We start from the raw sequence: 20,101 nt of genomic DNA, 5'->3' as shown, positions 1-20,101 counted from the left end.
ATGGAAACGGAACAATTATACGAAAATGCGGTCGCTCTGTTGCGACAGATGATCCAAACCCCTTCGTTCAGCAAAGAAGAAGCCGGAACCGCCGGGCTGCTGGCCGAATTCCTGCAAGAACGCGGCGTGGAAGTGCACCGGAAAAAGAATAACGTCTGGGCGTTCAACCGCCACTACGACCCGGCCAAACCGACCATTCTGCTGAACTCGCACCACGACACCGTCAAACCGAACGGCGCCTACACGCGCGACCCGTTCGCAGCGACCGTCGAGGGCGACCGGCTGTACGGGCTCGGCAGCAACGACGCCGGGGCCAGCGGGGTATCGCTGTTGGCAGCCTTTTTGCATTTTTACGACCGGAAAGACCTGAAGTATAACTTATGCGTAGCGATCACGGCCGAAGAGGAGAACAGCGGGCACGACGGACTCGAATGCGTGATCCCGGAATTGGGGCCGCTGGAATTCGCGATCGTCGGCGAACCGACGCTGATGCAACTGGCCATCGCCGAACGCGGACTGATGGTCATCGACTGTACGGCGCACGGCAAAGCCGGACACGCGGCGCGCGAGGAGGGGGACAACGCGATCTACAAGGCGATGCAGGACATCGAGTGGTTCCGCACGTACCGTTTCCCGAAGGTGTCCGACCTGTTCGGTGCGGTCAAGATGAGCGTGACGATCATCTCGGCCGGAACGCAACACAACGTGGTTCCGGCCGAATGCCGCTTCACGGTGGATATCCGCGTCACCGACCGTTACACGAACGAGGAGGTTTTAGAGATTATTAAGGAGCATGTGAGCTGCGAAGTGAAAGCGCGTTCCACGCGCCTGCGACCGTCGAGCATCCGGCCGGATCATCCGATCGTACAGGCGGGCCTGGCGCTCGGACGCACGACTTACGGATCGCCGACGACGTCGGATCAGGCGCTGCTCGACATCCCGTCGCTGAAACTCGGCGTCGGGGACAGCGCCCGGTCGCACAGCGCCGACGAATTCGTCCATTTGAGCGAAATCCGCGAAGGGATCGAACTGTATATAAAAATGTTATCCGCGATATTGTAACGAATCCGACCACGCCGACGAAACGGATCGGACAAACCTAAAATTCGGACGTATGAAAAAACTGATTCTGACTGCCGCCGTCGTGCTCGCCGCTGCGAGTATGTACGGCCACCGCGCACCGAAATACCAGCCCGTTCCGGTCGATACGGCGGTGCGCGTCGGAAAACTGCCGAACGGTCTGACCTATTACATCCGGCACAACGACCTGCCGAAAGAACGGGCCAACTTTTACATCGCCCAGCGGGTCGGATCGATTCTCGAAGAGGAGAATCAACGCGGACTGGCGCACTTCCTCGAACACATGGCTTTCGCGGGAACCAAAAACTTCCCGGACGGGAAACTCACCGGTTACCTCGAACAGAACGGCATCAAGTTCGGCGCGAATCTGAACGCCTACACTTCGGTCGACGAAACGGTCTACAACATTACCGACGTGCCGACCGTAAAGCCGGGACTGGTGGACTCTTGCCTGCTGATCCTGCACGACTGGTCGGGATTCATCCTGCTCGAAGACGACGCGATCGACCGCGAGCGCAAAGTGATCCACGAAGAGTGGCGCACGCGCAGCAACGCGACGCTCCGGATGTACGACAGTCTGCTGCCGAAACTCTACCCGAACGGCAACCGTTATGCGAGCCGAATGCCGATCGGATTGATGGAAGTGGTCGACAATTTTCCGTACGAAGTGCTGAGAAATTATTACAGAAAATGGTACCGTCCGGATTTGCAGGCGATCGTCGTCGTGGGCGACATCGACGTGGACAGCGTCGAGGCGCGGATCAAAACGATGTGGCAGGATATCCCGCGCCACAAGCGCGCCGCCGAACGGAAATATTTCCCGGTAGAAGACAATGCGGAACCGATCGCAGCCATCGCCACCGATCCGGAAGCGACCTCTTCGTCGCTGGCCGTTTTCTACAAACACGACAAGCTGACGCCCGAACGAATGAAAACGACCGAAGCGCTCGACAACGATTATATTCAGTCTACGTTTTCGATCATGCTGAACGCGCGACTGGCCGAACTGACCCAACAGGCCGACCCTCCGTACCTGTATGCGGGATTCGGCGACGACGATTATTTCCTGGCCAAAACCAAGGGCGCTTATCAGCTTTACGTGGCCTTCCGGGACGACGCCTGGCAGCGGGCGCTCGACGCCGGGATCGGCGAACTGAAGCGGGCCCGCGAATACGGCTTCACCGCACCCGAATACCAGCGGGCGCAGGCGAAACTGGCCAGCTACTTCGAGAATAAATACAACGAACGGAACAAGGTCAAAAACGATACCTACGTGCAGGAGTGCCTCGATAATTTCCTCGAAAACGAACCGCTTGCGAGCGCCGAATACCTGTATCATTACTATCTGAAACGCGCTCCGGAGATCACTCTGGACAGCATCAACGATATCTTCAGGACGATGTTCCCGGATCACAACATCGCGCTGATGATGATGGCCCCGTCCAAAGACTCGCTGAACTTCCCGACCGAAAAAGAATTCGTCTCAGCCTACCGCAAAGCGTACGAAGCCCCGGTGACCCCGTACGAGGAGAAACTGGACGAAGGCGGATTTCTCGACCGCGAACCGCAGGCGGGAACCGTCGTTTCCGAGCAGACCGACCCGGTATTCGGCACGACAGTGTGGACGCTGAGCAACGGAGCGCGCGTCGTATTCAAGCCGACCGATTTCAAGAGCGACGAAATCCTATTCGAAGCGATCAGCCTCGGAGGAACTTCCGCCTACGGAGACGGCGATTCGTTGTACATGAATTTCCCGACCGGTACGGCGCTCGTCGGCGGATTGGGCAAATTCCGGCCGACCGACTTGCAAAAGAAACTCGCCGGCAAACGGATCTCCTACCAACCCTATATCGGCAGCACGTCGGAAGGCGTTTCGGGCAGTTGTTCGCCGAAAGATTTTTCGGAATTGATGCAACTCACCCACCTGCTGTTCACCGAACCGCGCGAAGACACCGTCCTGTTCTCGGCCTGGAAAAACCAGACGCGCACCGTCCTGGCCAACCAGGAAGCCAATCCTTCGATAACGATGCAGGATACGTTAAACCGGGCGATATACGGGAACAACCCGCGCTACCGCCGCTTGACGCCGCAGCGTCTCGACGGCTACTCGTACGACCGGATTCTGGAACTTTACAGACAGCGTTTCGCCAATGCGGCGGATTTCACGTTCATCTTCGTCGGTAACGTCGATCCGCAGAGCATACGTCCCGACATCGAACGGTATATCGCCTCGCTGCCGGGTTCAGCGCAGAAAGAAACGGCTCGGCACATCGAATTCATCGTGCCGGGAAACCGCGAATCCCGCTTCGACAAAGAAGTATCCACACCGAAAGCGACGGTCGTCGTCACGATCAGCGGCGACGAACGCTATTCGTTGAAAGACCAACTCGAAATGACCTTTCTCAAACAGATCATGGACATCGTCTATGTCGAAACGATCCGCGCCGAGGAGGGAGGTACCTATGGGGTCAGCACGCAGGCTTCGCTGCTGCGCGAACCGTACAACCGGTATGCGTTCACGATCAGTTTCGATACGAGCAACGAGAAATCGGAAGCTTTGGCCGACCGGGCGCTGGCCGAACTGAAAAAAGTGGGCGACGAAGGCCCGACCGCAGCCGCTTTCGACAAAGTGAAAGAGTTCTTACAGAAAAGCTATGCGCAGTCGATCAAGGAAAACGGCTATTGGCTGGGGCAGCTCACTTCTTTCTACCGCTACGGAACCGACTCGCACACCGAATACCTGAAAACGCTGAACGCGATCACCCCGGAAGACATCGCCCGGCTCGCAAAGAAGATTTCCGATTCGCCGAACCGGGTGGAAGTAGTGATGAACGGAATCGCCAAACAAGAATAGAATTACGGGGCGTACCCGCAAATGCCCGTACGCTCCCTGTTTAAAACCCCAAAACGACAGACAGATGAAGTTGTGGCAAAAAACCAACGACGTGAATAAGGCGGTGGAACAGTTCACCGTCGGGCGCGACCGCGAGATGGACCTCTTTCTTGCCGAAGCCGATGTCCTGGGATCGCTGGCGCACACGCGCATGCTCGAATCCATCGGACTGCTCGGCAGCGAAGACCTCGCGAACGTGCAGCGCGAACTCAAAAACATTTACCGGGACATCACGGCCGGAAAATTTACGATCGAAGAGGGCGTCGAAGACGTGCACTCGCAGGTCGAATTCCTGCTGACGCAGCGCATCGGCGACGCCGGCAAAAAGATCCACAGCGGCCGTTCGCGCAATGACCAGGTGCTGGTCGACCTGCGGATCTTCCTGCGGCGGCAGATCCGGGAGATCGTAGCGGACGTGGAGCAGTTGTTCCACCGGCTGCAACAACTTTCGGAAAAGTACAAAGAGGTGCTGATGCCGGGATACACCCACCTGCAGATCGCAATGCCGTCCTCGTTCGGGCTGTGGCTCGGAGCCTATGCGGAAAGCCTGGTGGACGATACCGAAATGCTGCACGCCGCCTACCGCATCTGCAACAAGAATCCGCTCGGATCGGCCGCCGGATACGGCTCGTCGTTCCCGCTGAACCGTACGATGACCACGCAGTTGCTCGGTTTCGACACGCTGAGTTACAACGTCGTATATGCCAGATGGGGCGCGGAAAGAGCGAACGGATCATGGCGCAGGCCATGTCGTCGGTCGCCGCTACGCTGGCGCGGCTGGCGATGGACAACACGCTGTTCCTGAACCAGAACTTCGGATTCATCTCCTATCCGGCCGAGTTGACCACCGGATCGAGCATCATGCCGCACAAGAAAAATCCGGACGTATGGGAACTGATCCGGGGCAAATGCAACCTGATCCAAGGACTTCCGAACCAGATCGCAATGATGACGACCAACCTGCCGTGCGGATACAACCGCGACCTGCAGTTGCTCAAAGAAGTGCTTTTCCCGGCCATCGCCGAACTGCGGAGCTGCATTCATATGGCAGTTTACATGCTCGAAAACCTGCAGGTTAAAGAGCACATTCTGGACGATCCGAAATACGATTACCTGTTCAGTGTCGAAGTGGTCAACAACATGGTGCTCAACGGAGTTCCATTCCGGGAAGCCTACAAAAAAGTAGGGATCGACATCGAAAACGGGAATTTTAAAGCAGAAAAAACCGTACACCACACCCACGAAGGGAGTATCGGCAACCTGTGTACCGACGAAATTTCGGCCCTGATGCAGCAAACGCTCGATAAGTTCCATTTCGACCGGGTCGACCGGGCCGAAACGGAACTGGTTAAATAAGCAAAGTTCATGGCGGAATATCACCATCCGTCGCTCGGTGCGATCACGGTCGTCCGCTCGTCGCGGTTACGCAGGCTCGGCATCAGCATCCGGGCAACGGGTGAAATACGCCTGTCGATCCCTTCGGGGGTCAGCGACCGGCAGGCGATCCAATTTCTGAACGAAAAGGAACAATGGGCCGTCCGTACCCGGGAACGGCTCGCCAGGCGCTACCCGCACGAAACGATCGAACTGCCCTACGCTACGCGCAGTCACGTATTGCAGTTGAACCCCTGTCCCTGCTTGAGCCCTTCGGCTCGGATCGGAAACGGAATCATCCGGGTCAGTTATCCCGCCGCCCTGCGATACGACGCTCCGGAGGTTCAGCGGATCATCCAGCAGGGAATCGAGGAAGCATGGCGTATCGAAGCGAAAGCCTACCTGCCGCAACGGGTCGACGCACTTTGTAAAACATTCGGATTCCGTTGCGGAACCGTGACGATCCGCAACACCCGGTCGCGCTGGGGCAGTTGCTCGTCGGAAAACAACCTGTCGCTGAGCATCCATCTGATGAAATTGCCCGACCACCTGATCGACTACGTCATCGTTCACGAACTCTGCCACACGCTACATAAAAACCACGGGGCCAAATTTCACCAGCTTCTCGACCGGCTGACCGGCGGTAAACATCCGCAATTGAGACAGGAACTGAAAAATTATACGACCCGTTGGAGATAATCGTCCGGAACGATATCCGGCATGAAACGGGCGTTCCTCCTGTGGGAGGAACGCCCGTTGTTTTCGCTGCTTTTTACAGCGTTTTCAACCGGATATCGTCGATTCCGTAATTCGTTCCGAGACAATCGAAACGAATCACCAGATTTTTGGTCTTCGGGATTCCCTCCGTAACGGAGACCTGAGCCCATTTTTTATTCGCCGGACGAGCATCGGACGCGATCGGAAGCTGCGTAAAATTAGCCCCTTCATCCTGACTCACGCTGACCGTCAGGTTATTCACATCGTAAGCCTGCGAAAAACTACAGCATCCGAACGACAGCACCAGATCGTTCGCCGCCATCGACGTATTCAGGCCCGAAACCGTAAAATAGGCGCCGGACGTCTTGAACAACAGGTAATTTCCGCCGGAAGCGCCGTTGTAATCGGAAGAAGCGGCCGACGAAACGAAAGCGCCCGATCCCGCATACGAAGCTTTCAGGTACGACCATTTCGCATACCCGCTGACATTTTGCTCGACCGAAACGGGAACGCCGCCCATCGTCTCCGTATAATCGACCACGCCGGAAGGGAAAACGACCGCCACGTCCTGCTCGCTCACATCGGTCGAAACCGTAATATCGAGTTTCAGGTTTCCCGAAACCGACTGAGGCGCGTCGTCGACGCTCACGTTATAGACGGTTTGGGCATCCAGCGTCAGCTCCTGCTCGTATTCCACTCCGTCGGCCGTAACGACGATCGTCGCCCGGTCGGCCGGAAAATAGCCGATTCGCCCACCGGAAACGTCGTCGTCAGTAAATGTCAGAGCGCCCTGGATCTGCCGGATCGTCGTTGAACGCGTCGAATGGTTGGCGCGAAAAGCTTCCGAATAGCTGACCCGGACGCCGGCATTGGTCTGCTTGCAGCCGATCGAAACCGGGGTTTCGTTGTCAACGGCGATCGACACCCCCGCCGATCCGCCGTAAACGGGCGTATCGAAAGCCGGCGCAGTAAAAGACTGCGAATAGGTCCGCACCGTATAAACTCCCGAAGGCAATTCGATAGGCCCCGGATCGACGCCGATGGGCGACAGCTTTTTAATCACCGTTTCGTTTTGCAGGATCTCGAGCGTGAAGGTGGCGGCATCCGCACTTTTGGTTGCCGACGCAGTTACGACTCTCACGGTCGGATCGACATCCAGGCGGACAACAAGCGATCCGTTTCCGACATTTCCGGGATCGTTTTTAGCGCACGATCCCCAGCCCATTGCCGTTATCAGCAATGGGAACAACAGGTTCCTTCTTTTCATAGTAGTTTGGTTATTCGGTCAGTTTCAATGGACTCCACCACGTATTCCATTGTCCCCACGCAGCTTCCGGCGTACCGTACGCATAGGAGATATACTGCTGCACCCCTTTGCGCATGTGTCCCCGGCCGTCGCCGCTCCACCCGCAATTGTGCAGGTAAGGCTTCAAATTATCACGAATCTCTCCTTTCCGGGTAAAATGGATTCCGTCCTCCGATTCCCACAACACGATATAGCTGTCGGGACCAATCCGCTGGGCGGCATGGATCGCCTGAAATTTCTTGAGATCGTCACGGTATTTCACATCGCAATGATCGGCCCCTTTGATGTCGCTCTTATTGATCACCGTCCCGTGGAAATTCAGATGGGCGGGCCAATTCGGATCGTTCGCATCGGCCGTAACCAACCGGGTCGTTATCGACTCGTCGCCCGTCGCATTCCAGGTATAGTAGCAATAGACGCTGTCGCCGAGCACCACGAACGACGGCTCCCCGGCTCCGAACTTCTTCGGATCGTCCGTGTACCGGATCATCGGCTGTACGTCCGTCCCGGTAGTCCAGCCCGAACCGTTCCACTTTTCCCACGGGCCTACCGGCGATTTCGAACGGGCGATATAAACATGGTTTTCGACCATCCCCTCGTTTTCAGTAGAAGTATAACCCGCATAGTAATAATCGCCCCACTGGGCTACGGCCGGGTCGCATACCGAAAAATGATCGGAAGCAAATTCGGTCGGAAGCAGCACCATCTGCTCCGGAGTCCACGTTTTGCCTCCGTCGGTCGAATGCTGATAGGAAGCCTGATCCCAGAATATGGTTCCGTCCGAAAAGTCCTGCGACACGCGTGCCCGGAAGCTACCGGCGACCTCTTCTCCGTTCAAATAGTTGGTCACCCCTTCCATATTCTTATCCGACTGCCAGACCATACACTGGTCGTTGTTGCCGTCGCTGAGCGTCCACAAGTATTCGCCGTACGGAAACTTATCCTTGTTGACCAGCTCCAGGCTCTGGTTGTCCTTATAATTTTCATAGCGCTGCGTGGCCACCGGACGGTGCCGCAGGGTCGTTTTATAGTCGGTATCCCACCGGTACAGGCTGAACGTAAGCGATGCGTTTTTCGCCTGTTGATTCGGGCAGATCACGCGTACCGAATAGAACGGTTTGGTTTCGGCGAACCGCTGGGCGGCCGTCATGCCTTTGCCCAGCACGACCGGCTTCATGACGGCATCGGCATCGAATTTCAGATTGCCGTCGTCGTGATAACCGCCCGGAGCGGCGAACCACGCATCGACCGAGCCGTCTTTGTTGACGATGATGGAAGGTCCGTAACGGTACTGTCCGCCGGTGTAAATATCCCACCCCGTCTCGACGACGGGAATTTCCAGAACCGACTTGCAACCGCCCAAAGCCAGCGCCGGAATCATTGCCAAAACCAATTTCATTCTCTTTTTCATAGGTCAAAAATTTAAGGATGCGCAAATATCGTATTCAGACCCAAAAACCGTTCCAGACGGCCTTAATATCAAAATTAAATTATTTTTTCTGAAATAACAAATTCATCCGTAAAATTATTCCGAAAAGACGCAAATAGTCGCGCTTTTCGCTAAACAGATATCCCGACTTCGGGTTTTGCCAACAGTCTATTCCAGCAACCGGACGATCCGTCCGCAGGCCTCCCCGTCCCCGTAGGGATTCACGGCCTCGCTCATTGCCCGGTAATAAACGGGGTCGGTCAACAAAGCGGAAACCTCGGAAACGATCCGGGCCTCGTCCGTACCGACCAACTTGACCGTACCGGCCTGCACGGCCTCCGGCCGTTCGGTGGTTTCGCGCATCACCAACACCGGTTTACCGAGCCCCGGAGCCTCTTCCTGAATGCCTCCGCTGTCGGTCAGCACGACCGCGCTTTTCTCCATCAGGTATACGAAAGGCAGGTATTCCTGCGGTTCGATCAAGAACAGGTTCTGCGGCGCGTCCGTCCCGAAAACCTCGCCGATCGGGCGCCGCACGTTCGGGTTCAAGTGCATCGGATAGACGAAATCGACCTCCGGGAACCTGCCGGTCAGCGTCCGGATCGCCGTACAAATACGCAAAAAGCCGTCCCCGAAATTTTCCCGCCGGTGTCCGGTAATCAGCACCAGCCGGCGATCGGACAATCGCCTCGCGGCATCGTATCCCGCCCGCCGCAGCTCCCCTGCCAGTCTCCCGGCCAGGGCCTCGTCCGACTTGATCCGTCCGACCACCGCATGGAGCGCATCGATCACCGTATTGCCGGTCACGAATATCCGGTCGTCCGGAACGCCCTCCCGCAACAGGTTTTCGCGGGCCAGCGAGGTCGGCGCGAAGTGAAACGACGCCAGCCGCCCGGTTAACTGACGGTTGATCTCCTCGGGCCATGGGTTGTACATATCGTGCGTACGCAGGCCCGCTTCGACATGCCCCACCGGAATCCGCGCGTAGAAAGCCGCCAGCGCGGCGGCCGCGGAAGTGGTCGTATCGCCGTGCACCAACACCACGTCCGGCTTCGCTTCGGCCAGCACGCCGCGCATCCCGGCCAGTACGGCCGTCGTAATATCGTAGAGATCCTGCCCCCGCTTCATGATATTCAGGTCGTAATCGGGAACGATCCCGAATAGACGCAACACCTGATCCAGCATCTCGCGGTGCTGTCCGCTGACGCAGACGACCGTTTCGAACCGGTCGGGACGCTCCCGGAGCGCTCCGACCAGCGGGGCCATTTTGATCGCCTCCGGCCGGGTGCCGAAAACCAGCATGATTTTTTTCATTCCGTTACTGTTTTTTAAAAACGCCGCAAAAATCGAGAATAACGGCGTCATCCCGATATTCCAGAGTTTTAAATTCTTTGTGCGCCACCAAAAAAGCGATGATATCGGATTCGGCATAAGCCTTCCGGTAATCGGCGAGTTTGAATACCGGATGCTCCCGCACGTTCGGCTCGACGATCCGGTAATCGGCATCCTCCCCCTCCATCACTTTCGAAGCGATATACTTGGCAGGACTCTCGCGCAGGTCGTCGATATTCGGCTTGAAAGCCAGTCCCATCAGGGCTACCCGCGGGGGACGCCCCTGCGTCACTTTGAACCGCTGGATAGCGGCTTTGACCTGCCCGGCGCACCAGAAGGCCTTATAATTGTTGATCTCGCGCGATTTGGCGATCAACTGCGACTCGCTCGGAAAATCGGCCGTGATAAAATAAGGGTCGACCGCAATGCAGTGGCCCCCCACCCCGCTGCCGGGTTGCAGGATATGTACGCGCGGATGTTTGTTCGCCAGTTCGATCAATTCCCAGACGTTGATCCCCGCTTTGGCGCAGATCAGCGAAAGTTCGTTGGCAAAGGCAATCTGAACGTCACGCGACGAATTTTCGGTCAGCTTACACATCTCGGCCGTCCGGGCATTGGTCGGATGCAGCGCGCCCTCCACGAAACGGGCGTAAAAAGCTATCGCCCGCTGCGTCGAAGCCTCGTCGATCCCGCCGATCACCCGGTCGTTGTGCACCAACTCGTGCAACACGTTGCCCGGCAGCACCCGCTCCGGACAGTAGGCGACGTGCAGTTGCCCTTCGAGCTCGGGCCGCTCCGAAAAGATCAGCCTCGCCATCCGGTCGGTCGTTCCGACCGGCGAAGTGGATTCGATGATAAAAAGGTCGCCCGCTTTCAGCAACGGAACGACCGAACGCGTAGCGGCCTCCACGTACGAAACGTCCGGCTCGTGATTCCCTTTGAACGGAGTCGGCACGACGATCAGGTAAACGCCGCTCGCGACCGGCTTCGTAGCGGCCCGGAACCGTCCCGCCCGCACGACTTCGCGGACTACCTCCCGCAATCCCGGTTCGACAATGTGAATCTCGCCCCGGTTGACGGTATCCACGACCTGCGGATCGATATCGACTCCGATGACCTGCAATCCTTTGGATGCGGCCACGGCCGCCGTCGGCAGGCCGATATAGCCCAACCCGAGAAAAAGTATCTGTTCGGTACTCTCCATAACTGTTCTGATGCTTTTAGATACGACCGATCGTTGCGGCGCTTCCTGCGTCGCACAATCGGCGCGATAAAGTTACGGAAATTTACGAATTTCTACGCTATCGCCCCGTTTTAATCACATTTTCAGGCAGAAACAATATCGGTCCGGGTTAATGGCGAAATAATTCCACGCAGGAAGGGATCCGGTCGATCTCGTAATAAACCGCATGAATCCGTTCCGGATGAACGATCACAATCTGCAAACCGGGTTTCTCTTTTCCCGCCGGGTGGTCGGCTGAACCGGCTACCGAGAAATGCGTATCGTTAAAATCGGATTCCGTCCGGCGACACAGGTGTCCGGCCAGCACCAGATCGACGCGATAACGGGCGCAGAGATCGAGGTATCGCTGCCGTTCCTGCGACGGAATGTTTTCGTCGGCGTCGGGTTCGTCCGGCCGGTTTACAAAAAACGGATGATGTCCGATCAGTATCCGGCGCCGGTATTTCCCGGCGTGCCGGAGCTGCTTTTCGAGCCAATCGTATTGCTGCCGGCGCTGCCCGGAGTTCCCCGCTTTTACGACCGGCGTATTCAGGCCGATCACGCAACACCCTTCCTTACGGAAAACGAAACGATCGCTGCCGTACCGGCCGATAAAATCCTGCACCGCTTCGGGCGAGGCTTCGTCCCCTACGTCGCAAGCGCCCGGCAACAGATAAATCGGGATTTTCGAATCGATCCGGCGGCACAACTCCCGGAACCCGGCCAGTTGGGCGGCGTTCCCGCGGTCGTTCACCAGATTCCCGGAAATCACCACGAATGCGGGCTTCAACCGGTTGATCGCGTCGATAAACTGCTTGAACTGCTGTTTTTCCCGCTCGAAACCGCCGTCCTCACTACAAAGGCCCAACCGCGGATCGCTCAACTGAACGAAAAAGAACGACCGGTCCTTTCCCGGGGCGGAAAAAGAAAAGGAAAACAGCATACAAAACAAAAAGAATACGATACGTTTCATAATCCGAGGAGATTAAATGACGATATTCAGCACATAAAAAAATGCTATGACCGGTCGTAAAGTTAAAAATAATTGCCATAATTCAAAAATATTTGATTCCATACGCTCTTTTTGCGCCATCGTCCGCTTCAGGAACGACTAAAATTCGGATCGTTCGGTATTTTTTATTCACGGATAAAACGGTATCTTTGAAAAGCACCGTTTTGAACATCGAATTACTATGAAAAGGATTGCCATTCTATCGTCCAGCGTGCGGACGGGACGCCTCAGTCACCGTGTCGCCCTCTATCTTCAACACTATCTGACGGCCAACGAACTGGCCGAAACCGAAATACTCGACCTGAAAGCGTACGATTTTCCGCTGTTCGAGGAACGTTTCGCCTTCCTGCCGAATCCGTCCGGGAAAGTGATCGATTTCACCGAACGACTCGTGGCGGCCGACGCGCTGATCATCGTCACTCCGGTCTACAACGCCTCCTTCCCGGCCGCGCTGAAAAACGTCATCGACCTGTACCTGCAGGAGTGGCGCCGCCAACCGGTGGCGGTCGTTTCGGTCACCTCGGGCAAAGTGCCGGGAATCGCGACGGTACAGCAACTCCAGGCTTTGCTGCTGAAACTCGGGGCGTTGGTCGTACCGATGCTGTGCACGGTGATTTCGGCCGGGGAGACTTTCGACGAAAAAGGGACGGCCGCTTCTCCCGCAGCGACCGAGAAACTGCTGCGCCCGATGATCGACGAGCTACTCTGGCTGACCGGTAAAACCGACGAATAAGATTCCGGGAAACCCGAAGACGGCATTTACCGTTCCGTCTCCGCCTGCCGGCTCACATAGCGGAGCAATCCGTCGCAGGCGTCTTCCAACAGATCGAGCACCCGCTCGAACCCTGCCGCCCCGCCGTAATAGGGATCCGGAACCTCCGTTTCGTCGAAACGGGTGCAGAAATCGGTCATTTTCCGGATCTCGGCCCGGCCATCCGCCGGAGCCTTGCGGCGCAGGTCCCGGATGTTCCGATCGTCCATACCGACGATCAAATCGAAACGGTTGAAATCTTCCGCAATCACCGGACGGGATATCGAAGTCAGCCGATATCCCCGTTGAGACGCATGCCGCTTCATTCGAGGATCGGCCCCCTCCCCCGCATGGTAACCGATTATTCCGGCCGAATCCACCTCGACCTTTCCGCTCATTCCGGCTTTGTCAACGGCCTCGCGAAACACGGCTTCGGCACTCGGAGAACGGCATATATTCCCGAGACAGACAAAAAGCACTTTATATTTTCCGTTCATAACAAATTATTTACATCCCGATCTTTTCGGTTTATCCGCCCGTTTTCCGAACACGCCGGGAAACGGATTTTATACCCGACGCAAAAATACAAAAAGTCCCGGAAAACCGCACCCGGAAAACAGACCACACAAAAAACCTGTAAATAAACAATATACAGTAAAAACATCCGACAATAACTAAGAAATTAGTAAAAAAAAACTTGCACAACTAAAATTTTAGTTATATGTTTGTTTTCAAATCAACCGGTATATTATGAAAAAAGAGACGGAGCGGGAAAACATGCGGGAACTGACCCGGGCGGAACTCGAAATAATGCAAATCCTGTGGGACGAAAAAAAACGCTTTCGTAAACGATATCCTCGAACGGATGCCCGAACCGAAACCTGCTTATAATACGGTTTCGACGATCGTGCGCATCCTCGAAAAGAAAGGCGCCGTCGGGCACGAAGTCCTCGGAAAAAGCCACCGCTACTACCCGCTGTTCGGGCGCGAAGCCTACACGCAAAACCTGATGCAGGGAGTCGTCCGCAATTTCTTCGGCAACTCGTTCGCCCGAATGGTCTCGTTTTTCTGCGAGAAGGAACACTTGCCGGCCGACGAGTCCGAAAAAATCCTGCAAATCGCGCAGGAAGCCATCGCCCGAACAAAAAAACGAACCGAGTAACCCGGAACCGCACGGCGCACCCCGATCCGACGGTACCTCAACCGTAAAACTTATGGGAACTGAACTACCCTACCTCGTCAAAACACAGATTTGTCTCGCAGCGTTCTGGATCGTCTACCGGCTGTTGTTCGCATGCGACAAGGCATTCGCACGCAACCGGGCCTACCTGCTGCTGACAGTAGCGGCGGCTTTTGTCATTCCGGCGCTTTCCGTTCCGGTATGGACGCCGGAGGCAACCGGAGGAGAACCGTACGGTTTCCGCATTCCGGCCGAGATCTTCACCGGAATACAACCCGAAACGCTCCCCGGCACCCGACCGGGCGGTATTCCGCAGGGACTCCGACTGTTTTGCTACGCAGGCAATCTGATCATGCTGCTGGCGTTATCGGCAGGCGGATTCCGGCTGTGGAGAATCACCCGTCGCGCCACGCTGCTACAACCGGGCAAAATCCGTATTTACGGCCTCAACATGCAGGGTTCCGCCTTCACCTTCTTCAACCGCATCTATATCAACGAACTGGGGACGAAGCCGCAGGACATCGCGCAGATCGTCGCGCACGAGACGCACCATGCGAGACTGCGCCACAGTTGGGACATTCTGCTGTCGTCCGTACTGCGGATTCTATTCTGGTGGAATCCGTTCGTGTGGCTGTGGGAACGTTCGCTCAGAGAGGTGCACGAGTTCCAGGCCGACGATGCGGTACTGAACAACGGTTTCGATTCGGAACAATACATCGCGCTGATCCTCGGAGGACTTACCGTCATCCGTCCGGAGTTTGTCAGCGGGTTCCGTTATTCACTCATCAAAAAACGCCTTATCATGATCGCTCGAAACAAACAAAAACGCCGGTCGAAATTCAGAATTTTGCTGGCATTACCGCTAACCGCGCTCCTGACGGTTTGCTTTTCCTTTACCGAACGCCCGGTACGGCAATCCGTACTTACGGAGACCGCCGACACCGAACAACCGTACTCTCCGAACAACGGGGAAAGCCCCCAGAGGTTATCCGCCGTGCAACAAATGTCCTCTTCCTCCGCAACCGGGACGAATGGCGGAAATGCGATCGCACCTACCTCCCCCGCGCCGCCGCCTTCGACAGCCGATGAACAGAACGAAAAAAACGCAGCGCGCCCGACCGTTTCGAAACAACCGGAACAGCCTACCGAGACATCGCAAAACGCCCGGGAGCATACGACCGATACGGCATCCCGTACGACTGCGTTCGACAGGCAATCGACCGATCTGATCAAACAAGCCAATGCTTTGGCCTCCCGTACGGCTGAGCTCAATAGACAATCGGCCCAGTTGGCCCATGCATTGACAAACAACCTCTCGTCCGAACAAACCCGTTCCATAGCATCCCGTATGGCTGCGCTCAACAGGCAATCGGCCAATCTGTCCCATGCGCTGGCCAGCCGAATGGCAAGATTTTCAGACTCAACAAACAGAGCCTCTTCCGATACTTCAATATTCGGGAAACCCCGCCCCATCATTCTCATCGACGAGAAAGAAGTAGACAATATCAAGGGACTGAATCCAAACGACGTCGAAACGGTATCGGTGCTCAAAGACCCGACGCTTGTGGGCGTCTACGGCGACAGAGGCAAAAACGGAGTGATTCTAATCAAGACCAAATCCCTGTCGAAAAACTCCCGCGTCAAAATCGTAGAGATACCCGCCGTCATAACGTCTGATCGATCCGATAAGCCTGCTCGAAATCCGGAAGAAAACGAAAAACCGGAAAAATAAATACCCGAACATTTAAAAAGAATCGAACCCCAAGACAAACCGCGGGACAAAGATAACCGGAATTTCCGGTTATCTTTGTCCCGCGTTCCGATACGGCATCGTACCGGCATATACGACACGACACAAAGCGAAAAGACCATGAAATACAAATTTACCGCACTGAAAACCGGACTTCTGATCAGCCTATTGATGGGTTGCGCCTGCTGCAACCTCCGCCGAAACACGGTGGAACAGATACAGATCATCCCGGCCGACACCGTAAAATCGCTGTTCAGCAACCACGAGTCGAACGATACGCCCGTCGAGAAGAAAATGCGCGACCAGGGACTGGTCGACATCGCCGAACAGGATTCGTCGATCGCCGTGCGCCTGGTCTATGCGACACCCTACAACTTCATGGGCAAACGGCTCTATCACGGATTGACGAAAGCCTTCATGCTGCCCGAAACGGCCGGTATGCTGATCGATGCGAAAAACCGGCTCAAAGCGATCCGTCCCGACCTGAACCTGCTGGTCTACGACGCCGCACGCCCCCTTTCGGTACAGCGGGAAATGTGGGATATGGTCAAAGGAACCGCGATGAAAGATTTCGTAGCCAACCCGAACAACGGCCCCGGTATGCACAACTTCGGAGCAGCGGTCGACCTGACGCTAATGGACTGCACCGGACAACCGCTGCCGATGGGATCGTGTTACGACTTTTTCGGCGACGAAGCGCGCATTACCGACGAGCGGCAGTTGCTCGACTCGGCGCGTATCACCCGGCGGGAACTGGAAAACCGACTGCTGCTGCGCCGGGTAATGACCGAAGCGGGCTTCACGACCATCTCCGAGGAGTGGTGGCACTTCAACATCATGCCGACCGCCGAAGCCCGTAAAATATTAACGCCTATCGACTGAACACGCCGGATCGGGCGGAGGCAACCGACTCCGCCCGATCCGTTTCGAGACACGGGATTCTATTTACTGAAATCCAGATTTTCAGGAGATTCGGGAATATTTGGATTCATATCCATGCCTGTCAACGGAACCGAATCGCCGACGATTTCGAACGACACGTTACCGAACCAGACTTTTCCCTCTCCGTCCAACAATACGCCGTAGGCCAGCTTTCCCGCATCGGCAGGGACATCGAGTACGATCTGACATTGCTTCCAATCCGTAGTTCCTTTTATCGGACGATCCTGCATATTGTCAAAAGCGAGACTGTTTCTGGAATTTTTCGCATCGATCCGGAACCACATGCCAGCCCAACCGGTAACATTTTCCGATTTGATATCCGCAGTCATTTTAACGCGTTTACCGGCATATTGGCCGGGAAGACACATCTGCATCAATGTACCGAACTTTCCAACGCCTGACTGAAAAGCCTCGACCGACTGAATCACAGCTACGTTCTTCCCATCTTTTTTCGCAGACGGATCGACCCCCATTTCATAATTTTCAGGTGCGGTGCCCGCTTTGATCCACCCTTCCGGCACGGTCAGCGATCCGGCGGCATCGCTGTTTCCGGCCATTCCGAAAGACATCAGCGCCAAAGCCGCTACTGGAAGGTAAACCAGCGACTTCCAATAAACCTTTCCGTTTTTTCTCATCGTGTTCATCATAGCAATTCGTTTTTTGGTTTGACAATAGGTGTTATTGAAATTGGTTGCGAGTGCAAAATGTTGCAGGCCGACGCTTTTACGGATAATCAGCATCTGGTATTTACGGGCGTCGACGCCACGCTTCAACGCATAATCGTCGGCCTGGTATTCATGTATCTCACGCAGATCCCGCTTGATCAGATAGATCACCGGATTGAACCAGAAGACGATTTGCGCCACGGTAAGCAACGTCAGATCGAACACGTGTCCCAACTGCCGGTGTCCCTGCTCGTGGGTCAGGATCTCCTCCCGGTTGTTCGCGTAATCTTCGTCGGAAATGACCACGTATTTTCCGAAAGAAGCCGCCGACACCATCCCCGGCAAGACGATCACCTCGGCCCCGAAATAGTCCGATAAAATCTCAAATAATACCAAACTATTTTTATTTTCTGCTATTCGGGAAAGAGAGAACTAGAAACGCAACTTGCGAAAGAAGGTTTCCATCCATTCGCGGCACTCCTGTTCGAGAATGCCGGTGCGAACCTGCGTTTTCGGAGTCGAGACCAACCTACTACTTTAAATCATTGTGTACATAGAAGTTACAAACTGATGTTTTAGTTAAAAAAATACAGTAAACACAACAAGAGCGGGTAACAAAGAACAATCGACCTTTTGTATATTTTCTTTTTCTCAGGATCAATATCCCGCTTATAAACAACGATATAGGCAACAGCGAATATTATGATAAGCCACTCCGAAGAAGCCGTGGAATCATCCTCCCACCCAAGCCTTTGCAGCGGATCTTTTATGTATAAATACAAATACAATCCGCAAAATAACCAAAATCCGACTTCAAGTAGAATTTTTTTCGTATTCATAATTCAACACATTACTTCTTATTTATTGACTGATATACTGTAAACGGTGGAAGAGGTACCTGTGGTAGAAGAGTAAGCTGTCGATTCCCTTATAGTTATTCCAGAAGAACTACCCAATTCAAGATATTCATTTTGAGCTTTTGCGAAAGGTGCACTGACAAAATATGAGCAAGCTTTAACCAATGAAAGACCCACAGCCCCTGTATACCTAAGGGCAATCGCTTCTGCCAATTTTTCAACTGCACCTCCAGTCTTTTTTAAATCTTCAAATAAAGCCATCGTCTCAGCGTGACTCAACTTCGTAACCGTCGTACTGGTAAATCCGTCGTAATACCCTTCTGTTTCTGCTTTGGTCCTCGGAATAAAAACTTGAATATCAAATGGATTCTCGATCGTAATACCCAAATCTCTATGTTCTCTAAAATATAAATAGGCTCGATATTGAGCATTCTTATTGTCAACAGACTGTTGCATCAGTGAAAACAATTCATCCGACATATACACCTCTGCTGCATAATCGACTGTTAAAAAACAAGAATCATTTGTCATTACCAGATATTTACTTATTCGATCAAAAGCCACACCCAGTATCTCCAGTTGCTCCATAGAGAACTCACCATTTTCGGGTTCTTCAATATACAAATACTTTGTCTCTAATGATCGGGACGAGGTTTTGTTCCAATTGCTCCATGAGTCATTCTCTTTGCTGCAACTAAATATCAATAATCCTGAAATGCACAGCAAAACATCACAATTACATAAGTCAAGTTTTTTTTCATAATTTTTTATAGATTTAGATGATAAAACAATCACAACACAACATATAAACAACACAACATATAAATAGATTATACGCTTTAAATATACATGAAAAACATTGAATATCAAACTTTTTTTTCACACAAAACATAAAAAATCGAGTTTCTCAACTTTTTATATAAAAGTTAAGCACTCCTAAGTATCTCGATACCGGTCTATAATCAGAACTAAATATAAAAAGCTCTTTCTTCGTGTGGATATACGTTATATATTTCGATTGCAAACTACCTTTCCGGCCGGTTCGAGCAAATGCACAGCAAGTATTATCCACAGAAGCGACTGCCATTGTACAAAACACACGCTATCCCGAACAAAAGATTACAGATAACTTAAAGTTTGCCAGAAATTAAAACCGTAGCTTTCGGAAAAACCGCTCCATCCATTCGCGGCACTCTTGTTCGAGAATGCCGGTGCGAACCTGCGTTTTCGGATGGAACAGCGAAGGCGTATGCAGCGACGCCCCCCGTTTCGGATCGGGCGCGCCATAAATCACCTGCCCCACCTGACACCAGAAACAAGCCCCGGCACACATGACGCACGGTTCGACGGTCACATACAAACGGCATTCGTTCAGGTATTTCCCGCCGATCGCTCCGGTCGCCGCCGTCAGCGCCTGCATCTCGGCGTGCGCCGTCGGATCGGCCAGCGTTTCGGTCAGGTTGTGGCCGCGTCCCACGATCCGGTCGCCGTACACGACCACCGCCCCGATGGGCACTTCTCCTTTATTAAAAGCTTTGCGGGCTTCGTCCAGAGCCTGCCGCATGAAAAATTCATCGCCGTTTTGCATCCC

The 20,101-nt window shown here is 54.3% G+C and carries 16 protein-coding genes and 1 pseudogene; 8 read left to right on the top strand and 9 right to left on the bottom strand.

Annotated elements, in window-relative coordinates; genetic code table 11:
• The 4 genes and pseudogenes from DW082_RS07215 to DW082_RS07200 all read left to right on the top strand — a co-directional run bounded on the left by DW082_RS07215 (position 1) and on the right by DW082_RS07200 (position 6,046).
• The gene (locus DW082_RS07215) at positions 1–1,062 is read left to right on the top strand and encodes a M20 family metallo-hydrolase (RefSeq protein ID WP_055205504.1); all 1,062 of its coding nucleotides are present in this window, start codon (positions 1–3) and stop codon (positions 1,060–1,062) included.
• 52 nt (positions 1,063–1,114) lie between these two features.
• A complete protein-coding gene (locus tag DW082_RS07210) occupies positions 1,115–3,934 on the top strand; it encodes a pitrilysin family protein (protein WP_101571029.1) in 2,820 nt (939 codons plus the stop codon).
• A 64-nt stretch (positions 3,935–3,998) separates the two neighbouring features.
• A pseudogene (gene argH / locus DW082_RS07205) lies at positions 3,999–5,329 on the top strand (argininosuccinate lyase).
• Between the two features lie 9 nt (positions 5,330–5,338).
• Complete coding sequence (locus DW082_RS07200; RefSeq protein ID WP_118458015.1) at positions 5,339–6,046, top strand: M48 family metallopeptidase; 708 nt, start codon at positions 5,339–5,341, stop codon at positions 6,044–6,046.
• A 73-nt stretch (positions 6,047–6,119) separates the two neighbouring features.
• On the opposite strand, the gene DW082_RS07195 is transcribed toward DW082_RS07200, so the two are convergent.
• The 5 genes from DW082_RS07195 to DW082_RS07175 all read right to left on the bottom strand — a co-directional run bounded on the left by DW082_RS07195 (position 6,120) and on the right by DW082_RS07175 (position 12,326).
• On the bottom strand, positions 6,120–7,331 hold the full coding sequence (locus tag DW082_RS07195; RefSeq protein ID WP_118458013.1) for a DUF4493 domain-containing protein: 1,212 nt from the start codon (positions 7,329–7,331) through the stop codon (positions 6,120–6,122).
• 10 nt (positions 7,332–7,341) lie between these two features.
• Positions 7,342–8,781 (bottom strand): hypothetical protein, encoded by a 1,440-nt coding sequence (locus tag DW082_RS07190; RefSeq protein ID WP_118458011.1) that lies wholly within the window; start codon positions 8,779–8,781, stop codon positions 7,342–7,344.
• A 186-nt stretch (positions 8,782–8,967) separates the two neighbouring features.
• On the bottom strand, positions 8,968–10,113 hold the full coding sequence (wecB, locus tag DW082_RS07185) for a non-hydrolyzing UDP-N-acetylglucosamine 2-epimerase (RefSeq protein ID WP_118458009.1): 1,146 nt from the start codon (positions 10,111–10,113) through the stop codon (positions 8,968–8,970).
• 4 nt (positions 10,114–10,117) lie between these two features.
• Positions 10,118–11,335 (bottom strand): UDP-N-acetyl-D-mannosamine dehydrogenase, encoded by a 1,218-nt coding sequence (gene wecC / locus DW082_RS07180; RefSeq protein WP_101571040.1) that lies wholly within the window; start codon positions 11,333–11,335, stop codon positions 10,118–10,120.
• Between the two features lie 148 nt (positions 11,336–11,483).
• Positions 11,484–12,326, bottom strand: a complete 843-nt coding sequence (locus DW082_RS07175) for a metallophosphoesterase (RefSeq protein WP_118458007.1) — start codon at positions 12,324–12,326, stop codon at positions 11,484–11,486.
• A gap of 220 nt (positions 12,327–12,546) precedes the next feature.
• Between DW082_RS07175 and DW082_RS07170 the strand changes: the two genes are divergently transcribed.
• The gene (locus DW082_RS07170) at positions 12,547–13,098 is read left to right on the top strand and encodes an NADPH-dependent FMN reductase (protein ID WP_118458005.1); all 552 of its coding nucleotides are present in this window, start codon (positions 12,547–12,549) and stop codon (positions 13,096–13,098) included.
• Between the two features lie 26 nt (positions 13,099–13,124).
• Here DW082_RS07170 and DW082_RS07165 read toward each other — a convergent pair whose 3' ends face one another.
• Positions 13,125–13,613 (bottom strand): low molecular weight protein-tyrosine-phosphatase, encoded by a 489-nt coding sequence (locus tag DW082_RS07165; RefSeq protein WP_055205494.1) that lies wholly within the window; start codon positions 13,611–13,613, stop codon positions 13,125–13,127.
• A 368-nt stretch (positions 13,614–13,981) separates the two neighbouring features.
• Between DW082_RS07165 and DW082_RS07160 the strand changes: the two genes are divergently transcribed.
• The 3 genes from DW082_RS07160 to DW082_RS07150 all read left to right on the top strand — a co-directional run bounded on the left by DW082_RS07160 (position 13,982) and on the right by DW082_RS07150 (position 16,928).
• Positions 13,982–14,278 (top strand): BlaI/MecI/CopY family transcriptional regulator, encoded by a 297-nt coding sequence (locus tag DW082_RS07160; RefSeq protein WP_310648307.1) that lies wholly within the window; start codon positions 13,982–13,984, stop codon positions 14,276–14,278.
• A gap of 52 nt (positions 14,279–14,330) precedes the next feature.
• Entirely contained in the window at positions 14,331–16,028 is a 1,698-nt protein-coding gene (locus tag DW082_RS07155) for a M56 family metallopeptidase (protein WP_118458003.1), read from the top strand.
• Between the two features lie 138 nt (positions 16,029–16,166).
• A complete protein-coding gene (locus DW082_RS07150) occupies positions 16,167–16,928 on the top strand; it encodes a M15 family metallopeptidase (RefSeq protein WP_118656292.1) in 762 nt (253 codons plus the stop codon).
• A 59-nt stretch (positions 16,929–16,987) separates the two neighbouring features.
• On the opposite strand, the gene DW082_RS07145 is transcribed toward DW082_RS07150, so the two are convergent.
• The 3 genes from DW082_RS07145 to DW082_RS07130 form a co-directional block, all read right to left on the bottom strand.
• Complete coding sequence (locus DW082_RS07145) at positions 16,988–18,049, bottom strand: M56 family metallopeptidase (protein ID WP_118457999.1); 1,062 nt, start codon at positions 18,047–18,049, stop codon at positions 16,988–16,990.
• Between the two features lie 461 nt (positions 18,050–18,510).
• A complete protein-coding gene (locus DW082_RS07135) occupies positions 18,511–19,098 on the bottom strand; it encodes a hypothetical protein (RefSeq protein ID WP_118457995.1) in 588 nt (195 codons plus the stop codon).
• 559 nt (positions 19,099–19,657) lie between these two features.
• Positions 19,658–20,098 carry a nucleoside deaminase gene (locus tag DW082_RS07130; protein ID WP_228385763.1) on the bottom strand — a complete coding sequence of 147 codons (441 nt, stop codon included), beginning with the start codon at positions 20,096–20,098 and terminating at the stop codon, positions 19,658–19,660.
• Positions 20,099–20,101: the final 3 nt, after the last annotated feature.

The sequence above is a fragment of the Alistipes sp. AF48-12 genome (genome assembly GCF_003477565.1).
Lineage (GTDB): Bacteria > Bacteroidota > Bacteroidia > Bacteroidales > Rikenellaceae > Alistipes_A > Alistipes_A hominis.
Note: the sequence above shows the minus strand (reverse complement) of the source record. Positions and strands in the feature narration are given on the sequence as shown.

Excerpts from the sequence above, each read along its gene's own strand:
- DW082_RS07170 (WP_118458005.1), top strand. The coding sequence starts at position 12,547 with ATGAAAAGGATTGCCATTCTATCGTCCAGCGTGCGGACGGGACGCCTC.
- DW082_RS07210 (WP_101571029.1), top strand. The coding sequence starts at position 1,115 with ATGAAAAAACTGATTCTGACTGCCGCCGTCGTGCTCGCCGCTGCGAGT.
- DW082_RS07200 (WP_118458015.1), top strand. The coding sequence starts at position 5,339 with ATGGCGGAATATCACCATCCGTCGCTCGGTGCGATCACGGTCGTCCGC.
- DW082_RS07155 (WP_118458003.1), top strand. The coding sequence starts at position 14,331 with ATGGGAACTGAACTACCCTACCTCGTCAAAACACAGATTTGTCTCGCA.
- DW082_RS07165 (WP_055205494.1), bottom strand. The coding sequence starts at position 13,613 with ATGAACGGAAAATATAAAGTGCTTTTTGTCTGTCTCGGGAATATATGC.
- DW082_RS07130 (WP_228385763.1), bottom strand. The coding sequence starts at position 20,098 with ATGCAAAACGGCGATGAATTTTTCATGCGGCAGGCTCTGGACGAAGCC.
- DW082_RS07150 (WP_118656292.1), top strand. The coding sequence starts at position 16,167 with ATGAAATACAAATTTACCGCACTGAAAACCGGACTTCTGATCAGCCTA.
- wecB (WP_118458009.1), bottom strand. The coding sequence starts at position 10,113 with ATGAAAAAAATCATGCTGGTTTTCGGCACCCGGCCGGAGGCGATCAAA.
- DW082_RS07190 (WP_118458011.1), bottom strand. The coding sequence starts at position 8,781 with ATGAAAAAGAGAATGAAATTGGTTTTGGCAATGATTCCGGCGCTGGCT.
- DW082_RS07160 (WP_310648307.1), top strand. The coding sequence starts at position 13,982 with ATGCCCGAACCGAAACCTGCTTATAATACGGTTTCGACGATCGTGCGC.
- DW082_RS07195 (WP_118458013.1), bottom strand. The coding sequence starts at position 7,331 with ATGAAAAGAAGGAACCTGTTGTTCCCATTGCTGATAACGGCAATGGGC.
- wecC (WP_101571040.1), bottom strand. The coding sequence starts at position 11,335 with ATGGAGAGTACCGAACAGATACTTTTTCTCGGGTTGGGCTATATCGGC.
- DW082_RS07215 (WP_055205504.1), top strand. The coding sequence starts at position 1 with ATGGAAACGGAACAATTATACGAAAATGCGGTCGCTCTGTTGCGACAG.
- DW082_RS07135 (WP_118457995.1), bottom strand. The coding sequence starts at position 19,098 with ATGGAGCAACTGGAGATACTGGGTGTGGCTTTTGATCGAATAAGTAAA.
- DW082_RS07175 (WP_118458007.1), bottom strand. The coding sequence starts at position 12,326 with ATGAAACGTATCGTATTCTTTTTGTTTTGTATGCTGTTTTCCTTTTCT.